The 755-nt window shown below is 69.0% G+C and carries 1 protein-coding gene; it reads left to right on the forward strand.

What is annotated here, in order from left to right; all coding sequences use genetic code 11:
- Positions 1-755: Ig-like domain-containing protein (locus CWO91_RS42360; protein WP_245471553.1), on the forward strand; the 755-nt coding region annotated here is incomplete at both ends.

Below are 755 nucleotides of genomic sequence, written 5' to 3' on the forward strand. Positions count from 1 at the left end.
TGACCGCCGATGCGCAAGGCGCCTGGTCGTTTGCGCCGAGCGGGCTGGCCGACGGACCGCACACCATCGTGGCCAGCCAGACCGATCCCTTCGGCAATACCGGTTCGGCCTCGCTGAGCTTCACCCTCGACACGGCGGCCCCGAGCGGCAGCACGCCAGACCTGACGGCGGGCTCGGACAGCGGCGGCTCGAACACGGACAACATCACCTCGGCGACCTCGCCGAGTTTCACGGTGGCGCTGAGTCCGACGGCGGCGATCGGCGATACGGTGCAGCTGTTGCTGGGCGGCTCGCCGCTGGCACATCCGGTCACGCATGTGATCACGGCCACCGACATGACGGCCGGCAGCGTCAGCCTGACGGTGACTGCCGGCGATCTCGGAGCCGATGGCGCCAAGCAGGTCACGGCGCAGTTCAGCGATGCCGCCGGCAACAGTTCGATGACTGAAGCGCTGAGCTTCACCCTCGATACCACGGCGCCCGCCGTCGCCATCACCAGCGCGGGCGGACCGGTCAACCAGGCGAGCCAAACCATCACCGGCACGGTGGACGTCGCCGATGCCGGCGCCATCGTCACCATCCTGGACGGCACCACCGCGATCGGCACCGCCATCGTGCAAGGCAACGGCAGCTGGAGCAGCACAGTCACGCTCTATAACGGCCCGAACTCGCTGACGGCACGGGTGAGCGATGCGGCCGGCAACACCGCGACCAGCAGCGCGGTGGTCTATACGCTCAGCACCACCGGCCCGACG

This window comes from Bradyrhizobium genosp. SA-3, assembly GCF_004212635.1.
In the GTDB taxonomy this organism is placed as follows: Bacteria; Pseudomonadota; Alphaproteobacteria; order Rhizobiales; family Xanthobacteraceae; genus Bradyrhizobium.